Source organism: Actinosynnema sp., assembly GCF_052038725.1.
Genome location: NZ_JBQGCX010000371.1, coordinates 1 through 6,354, shown reverse-complemented (window position 1 = coordinate 6,354; position 6,354 = coordinate 1). Strand labels below are relative to the sequence as shown.

The 6,354-nt window shown below is 75.0% G+C and carries 6 protein-coding genes; 2 read left to right on the top strand and 4 right to left on the bottom strand.

What is annotated here, in order from left to right; all coding sequences use genetic code 11:
- Nucleotides 1-141 precede the first annotated feature (141 nt).
- From ACTUAL_RS07495 to ACTUAL_RS07480, 4 genes are all read right to left on the bottom strand, one after another.
- Nucleotides 142-1,809: an AMP-binding protein gene (locus tag ACTUAL_RS07495; RefSeq protein ID WP_440899723.1), complete on the bottom strand. Its 1,668-nt coding sequence runs from the start codon at nt 1,807-1,809 to the stop codon at nt 142-144.
- Nucleotides 1,810-1,867: 58 nt separating this feature from the next.
- Nucleotides 1,868-2,992: a DUF58 domain-containing protein gene (locus ACTUAL_RS07490; protein ID WP_440899722.1), complete on the bottom strand. Its 1,125-nt coding sequence runs from the start codon at nt 2,990-2,992 to the stop codon at nt 1,868-1,870.
- Nucleotides 2,989-3,960: an AAA family ATPase gene (locus tag ACTUAL_RS07485; protein WP_440899721.1), complete on the bottom strand. Its 972-nt coding sequence runs from the start codon at nt 3,958-3,960 to the stop codon at nt 2,989-2,991. Before ACTUAL_RS07485 ends, ACTUAL_RS07490 begins: the two co-directional genes overlap by 4 nt.
- 323 nt (nt 3,961-4,283) lie before the next feature.
- Nucleotides 4,284-4,784: a MarR family winged helix-turn-helix transcriptional regulator gene (locus tag ACTUAL_RS07480; protein ID WP_096492784.1), complete on the bottom strand. Its 501-nt coding sequence runs from the start codon at nt 4,782-4,784 to the stop codon at nt 4,284-4,286.
- A 93-nt stretch (nt 4,785-4,877) separates the two neighbouring features.
- Here ACTUAL_RS07480 and ACTUAL_RS07475 point away from each other — a divergent pair, with 93 nt between their 5' ends.
- Together ACTUAL_RS07475 and ACTUAL_RS07470 are read left to right on the top strand one after the other, a co-directional pair.
- Nucleotides 4,878-5,420 (top strand): YceI family protein, encoded by a 543-nt coding sequence (locus tag ACTUAL_RS07475; protein ID WP_096492783.1) that lies wholly within the window; start codon nt 4,878-4,880, stop codon nt 5,418-5,420.
- 356 nt (nt 5,421-5,776) lie between these two features.
- A complete protein-coding gene (locus tag ACTUAL_RS07470; protein WP_096492782.1) occupies nt 5,777-6,271 on the top strand; it encodes a histidine kinase in 495 nt (164 codons plus the stop codon).
- Nucleotides 6,272-6,354 lie beyond the last annotated feature (83 nt).

Below are 6,354 nucleotides of genomic sequence, written 5' to 3'. Positions count from 1 at the left end.
CGGACGGTCCGCCGGGAGCGCCCGGCTCGCGGTCCGGTCCGCGGCAGTAGCCCTGCCCGCCCCGTGCCGTGGGGCGGACGGGGTTCAGGGCCCCGCCCCCGCGCTCCTTGCACGCGGGGGTCGGCCCTCGACGACCACCGGTCACCCGCGCAGCTGCGGGAAGTCCTCCTCGCGGTGCTCGCCGTCGGGGCGCCCGCCGTCCTCCTGCTCGCGCAGCTCGACCCGGCGGATCTTCCCGGAGATCGTCTTGGGCAGCGGCCCGAACTCCAGCCGCCGCACCCGCTTGTACGGGGCCAGCCGCTCCCGCGCGTGGCGCAGCACCGCCAGCGCCGTCTCCGCCGTCGGCTCCCAACCGGGCGCGAGCACCACGTGCGCCTTCGGCACCGCCAGCCGCACCGGGTCCGGCGAGGGCACGACCGCCGCCTCCGCCACCGCGTCGTGCTCCAGCAGCACGCTCTCCAGCTCGAACGGCGAGATCCGGTAGTCCGAGGCCTTGAACAGGTCGTCCGTGCGCCCCACGTACGTCAGGTACCCGTCCTCGTCCACCGACGCGACGTCCCCGGTGTGGTAGTAGCCGCCGCGCATCACCTCGGCGGTGCGCTCCGGGTCGCCGTGGTAGCCGACCATCAGCCCGAGCGGCCTGCGGGACAGGTCCAGGCAGATCTCGCCCTCGGTCCCCGGCTTCCCGGTGATCGGGTCGACCAGCACCACCTCGTAACCGGGCACAGGCCGCCCCATCGAGCCGGGCTTGACCGGCTGACCGGGGGTGTTGGCGATCTGCACGGTCGTCTCGGTCTGCCCGAACCCGTCCCGCACGGTCACCCCCCACGCCCGCGCGACCCGCTCGATCACCTCGGGGTTGAGCGGCTCGCCCGCGCCGACGACCTTCGCGGGCGGCACGCGCAGCGCGGTCAGGTCGGCCTGGATGAGCATCCGCCACACCGTCGGCGGCGCGCAGAAGCTGGTCACCCCGCAGCGGTCCATCTCCGCCATGAGCCTGGCCGCGTCGAACCGGCGGTAGTTGTGCACGAACACCGTCGCCTCGGCGTTCCACGGGGCGAAGACGTTGCTCCAGGCGTGCTTGGCCCAGCCGGGCGAGGAGATGTTCAGGTGCACGTCGCCGGGGCGCAGGCCCTGCCAGTACATGGTGGACAGGTGCCCGACCGGGTAGGAGGCGTGGGTGTGCTCGACCAGCTTGGGCGCGGCGGTGGTGCCGGAGGTGAAGTAGAGCAGCAGGGTGTCGTCGGCGCGGGTGGGCGCGTCCGGGGTGAACGCGGCGTCGGCGCGCTCGCTGTCGGCGAAGTCGAGCCAGCCGTCGACGGGGGCGCCGACCGCGATCCGGGTGTAGTCGCCGGGGACCTCGGCGAACTTGGGCGCGTCCTCGGCGGTGACGACCACGTGCCGCGCGCCGCCGCGCTCGACGCGGTCGCGCAGGTCCTCCGGGCCGAGGAGGGTGGTGGCCGGGATGACGACCGCGCCGAGCTTCATCGCGCCGAGCAGGGTCTCCCACAGCTGCACCTGGTTGCCGAGCATGAGCACGACCCGGTCGCCGCGCGCGACGCCGTTGTCGCGCAGCCAGTTCGCGACCTGCGCGGAGCGGCGGGACAGCTCGGCGAACGACCAGCGGCCCTCGGAGCCGTCCTCCTCCACGATCCACAGGGCGGTGCGGTCGTTGTCGCGGGCGATCTCGTCGAACCAGTCCAGGGCCCAGTTGAACTCGGCCAGGTCGGGCCAGGCGAAGCCCGCGCGGGCGGCGTCGTGGTCGTCGGCGTGCTGGAGGAGGAAGTCGCGGGCTTGGCGGAAGTCCATGCCGGAATGCTTCCCCCAGCGGGCCGGAATGGCCAGTGCCGACGGGGAGGAGCACAGGTCACCGGGCGACCCCCGCGTTCCAGGCGTCCACCAGCCCCTCGGCGGAGGGCGCGCGCAGCACCAGGACGGTGCCGCGCGCGGCGACCTCCGGTTCGGCCGCCGCGTCCAGCACCAAGACCACGCCCACCGAGGCCCGCGCGGCCTCCAGCACGAGCGCCGCCAGGTCCGCGCCCGGTCCGCTCACCGCGGCGACCACGTCCAGGTCCCGCTCGGGGACGGTCGCGGCGGCGCGCTCCCCCGGCGCGAGCGCCACGTCGGCCAGCCCGGTGCGCGCGAGGTCGGCGTCGTGCGCGGCCAGCTCCACGTCCAGCGCTCCCCCCGCGGACAGCAGGTGCGCCGGGTGCCCGTCGTCGACCGCCGCGACCAGCAGCGACGCCGCGACCTCCACGGCGTCCTCGAACCCGGCGGGGTCGGGGTGGGAGGCGGCGCGGTCGTCCAGCAGCACCGCCAGGCGCGGGCGCGTCGGCGCGGCGCCCTCCCGGACGACGAGCCCGCCCGCCCGCGCGGACGCGGCCCAGTGCAGCCCGCGCAGCGGGTCGCCGGGCCGGTGCGGGCGCAGCACCGGGTCGGCGTCCGACTCGACCAGCTCGTCCGCGCCGACCCGGCCGCGCCGGACCCGGCCGGGCATCCCGCGCACCGGCAGCACCCTGGGCGCCACCCGCACCTGGTCGAGGTCGGCCAGCTCGGTCCGGCTCACGACCAGCCCGACCGGTCCGCGCCTGGTCAGCACGAGCGGGCCGAGGGTGAGCACGCCGCGCCGGTCGGTGGGCACCGGGTACTCGGCGGTGGTGGTCCCGCCGGGGCGCAGCACCGGGAACCGGACCGGCACGTCCCGCCCGTCGAGGCGCTCGGTGGCGGCGAAGCGCGCGGTCAGCCGCCCGCCGGGGGCGGTCAGCTCGATCGTGCGGGTGCACGGGTCGAGCCTGCGCACGGTCGACGGCCGCACGGTGCGGCGCGGGCGGGCCGGGACCTGGCGCGCGGCGAGCAGGAGGACCGCGCAGGTCAGGGCGGTGGGGACGAGGCCGAGCGCGGCGAGCGCGGGGTGCAGGGCGCCCGCCGCGAGCAGGACAGCGCCGACCGCGAGCGCGAGCGCGCCCCGGCCGGTGAGGCGGACGCGGGTCACCGGGCGCCCAGGGCCGCGGCGGCCTCGGCGAGCACCCCGGTCGTGGTGGCGCCCGCCAGCTGGGCCTGCCTGGTGAGCTGGAGGCGGTGCGCGAGGACCGGGTCGAGCAGCTCCCGCACGTCGCCCGGCTCGACGGTGTGGCGGCCCCGCGTGGCGGCCAGGACCTGGGCGCAGCGCACCAGCGACCGCAGTGCCCTGGTGCTGACGCCCAGGCGCAGGCGGGGGTCGGCGCGGGTGGCGGCGGCGAGGTCGGTGAGGTGGCGCAGGACCGGCTCGGGGACGTGCACGGCGGCGAGCCTGCGGCCGTGGTCGGCGACGACCTGCGGCGAGGTGACGGTGGGCACCGCCGAGACGCGGCCCGCGCCGCTGCCGGGGCGCAGCACGTCCAGCTCGTGCGGGGCGTCGGGGTAGCCGAGGGCGGTGCGCAGGGCGAACCGGTCGAGCTGGGCCTCGGGCAGCCGGTAGGTGCCGTCCAGGTCGACGGGGTTCTGGGTGGCGAGGACCAGGAACGGGGCGGGCACGGCGTGCGTGGCGCCGTCGGCGGTGACGGTGCCCTCGGCCATGACCTCCAGCAGCGCGGACTGGGTCCTGGCGGAGGCCCGGTTGAGCTCGTCGGCGAGCAGGACGTTCGCGAAGACGGGGCCGGGGCGGAAGCGGACCTGGCCGGTCTGCGGGTCGTACACCGGGGCGCCGGTGAGGTCGGCGGGCAGCAGGTCGGGGGTGAGCTGGACGCGCCGGGACACCCCGCCGAGGGCGGCGGCGACGGCGCGGGCGAGCGTGGTCTTGCCGGTTCCGGGCACGTCCTCCAGGAGCACGTGGCCGCCCGCGAACAGGGACACGAGCACGAGGTCGACGACGTCGCGCTTGCCGAGCAGGGCGGTGGCGACGGCGTCGCCGAGCCGGGTGTGCAGCTCGCGGAACGCCGCGATCTCGTCGGCGCCGATCGCGGGGGTGGCAGTACTGGTCACCGGACTCCTCGTTCGACCGGGGGCCGCGCCGGGGGGCGGTCACGGCCGGGCAGGGGGACCTGGCCGGATCGACCGGCAGCACCGCCGCGCCCCCGAGGGGCGTCCGGCCCGGAGGCGCCCATCCTGTCCCGCGCCCACCCGGTTGCGCCACCCCTTCGGGGGAACGTAGTGACCTCGGCGGCCCCGGTCCGGTCCCGGCGCGCGGGTGCGCCCGCCCAGCGCCGTCGCGGCGCGCCGAACGCCGGTCCGGGCGGAAGATCCACTGCCCGGCCGGTCGCGGACCCGCAGCGGGCCGCTGAGCGCCGGTCGCCCTCCGGCCGCCGTCAGCAGTCGCCCTCGGCCTCGCGCTCGGCCCGGACCTGGGCGCACTCGCTGCCCAGACCACCGCTGATGGCCCGCCCGATGCGGTCGAGGTCGTCGAGCTGCTCGGGCGTGAGCACGTCGAACAGGTGCGAGCGCACGGCGCCGACGTGGCCGGGGGCTGCCTCGGCGAGCGCGGCGAACCCGGCGTCGGTCAGCTCGGCGATGGACCCGCGCCGGTCGGAGGGGCAGGCCCGCCTGGCCACCCAGCCCTGCTTCTCCAGCTTGGCCACCGCGTGGGAGAGCCTGCTCCGGGACGAGTGGCAGAGATCGGCCAGTTCGCTCATCCTCAGAGCGCGGCCCTCGGACTCGGACAGGGCCACGAGGATCTCGTAGTAGGCCATGGGCATTCCGGAGTCGCGCTGGAGCTGGCGGTCCAGGTGCTCGGTGAACCTGGTCACGGCGGTCATGAAGGAACGCCACACGCGCTGCTCGTCCGCGCTCAACCACCGCACATCGCTCATCCCACCATCATACGTCGTTGGTTGAACTCTCAATCAGGTTGCGGTAGCTTGAAGTTGAGAGTTCAACCAGCACTACCGAGGAGGACAACCCGCATGACCTCGACGCAGATCCCCGGCTACCTGACCGGCTCCTGGGCGATCGACCCCGTGCACTCGGACGTCTCGTTCACGGTCCGCCACCTGGGCATCTCCAAGGTCCGCGGCCACTTCGGCGCCTTCGAGGGCTCGGTCGTCACCGCCGAGAACCCCCTGGAGTCCACGGTCACCGCGACCATCGACGCCACCACCGTCGACACCCGCAACGCCGACCGCGACGGCCACCTCCAGTCCCCGGACTTCCTGGACACCGCGAACCACCCGAAGATCACCTTCACCTCGACCGCGCTGCGCGCCGAGGGCGAGGAGTACTTCATCGACGGCGAGCTGACCCTGCGCGGCGTCACCAAGCCGGTCACCCTGGAGGTCGAGGTGAACGGCTTCGGCGACGGCATGTCCGAGGGCTCCAAGGTCGCGGGCTTCACCGCCACCACCTCGATCAGCCGCAAGGACTTCGGCGTGACCGGCGGCGCGGCGGGCGCGGTCGTCAGCGACAAGATCGAGATCAAGCTGGAGATCGAGCTGGCCAAGCAGGCCTGAGCTCACGCTCCGGCGCGGTAGCGCGGCCGTTCGGCCGCCGATCCCCATCTAGGGGGACCACCTTCGGGTGGTCCCCCTAGATGTGTTTCTGACCCCCATCGACCAGGTCGCCATTCCGCTCATGGACCAACTCGGGGTACTTTTCCCGGACCTAATCCACCCGTCCAGGTGAACCAGGGGGTGGGTCCACCCGTAGTAGGTGGCGTGGAAGGTGTGGTGTCGCCTTCGACCGCTCCGAGCCGACGAGCCGCCGAGGACACGGTCCGCTCACGTCCCTGCCCCGCGTGGGTGACAACGGTCGAACGCATGGCACCATCTGGCGCACACGCGCCGGACGCTGGCGAGGAGGGATCGGTGTGAACGCCAAGACCGAGCAGGTCGACGACATCAGGCTCGTCGCGTTGCCCACGGCCGTCAACGTCGCGGAGATGTTCGTGCGCTTCTCGCTGAGCGAGTGGCGGCTGTCCGCGATGCAGGACGAGGCGGGCCAGACAGCGCGCAGACTCGTCGCCGCGGCGGTCGAGGTCGCCGACCAGTCGCAGCCCGGCTTCCTGCTGGTGCGCCTGCGGCTGACCGGCCAGCACCTCGCCGTCGAGATCGAGGCCGACCGCGTGGCGATGCCGCCGGAGCTGGCCGGGTCGCGGGCGGGCCTGGTGGACCTGACCGTGGGCGGCAGGCTGGCGTGGTGCGAGCTGGGGCTGCCGTCGGGGATGAACGCCTCGTCGGTGCCGCTGCCGCGCCGCGAGCCGAGGCGCTCCCCCGCCGCCGAGCGGTTGGGCGACGAGCCGGACGTGGATCCGGCGGTCATCCAGCGCATCCTGCACGGGCTGGGCGGTCAGCACGGCGAGTAGCCGGGCGCCCCGAGCACGAGCCGACGCGACGAACCCCGCCGTGACTTCCGTCACGGCGGGGTTTCGCTTCGCCAGGGCCGGGG

Excerpts from the sequence above, each read along its gene's own strand:
- ACTUAL_RS07495 (WP_440899723.1), bottom strand. The coding sequence starts at position 1,809 with ATGGACTTCCGCCAAGCCCGCGACTTCCTCCTCCAGCACGCCGACGAC.
- ACTUAL_RS07480 (WP_096492784.1), bottom strand. The coding sequence starts at position 4,784 with ATGAGCGATGTGCGGTGGTTGAGCGCGGACGAGCAGCGCGTGTGGCGT.
- ACTUAL_RS07475 (WP_096492783.1), top strand. The coding sequence starts at position 4,878 with ATGACCTCGACGCAGATCCCCGGCTACCTGACCGGCTCCTGGGCGATC.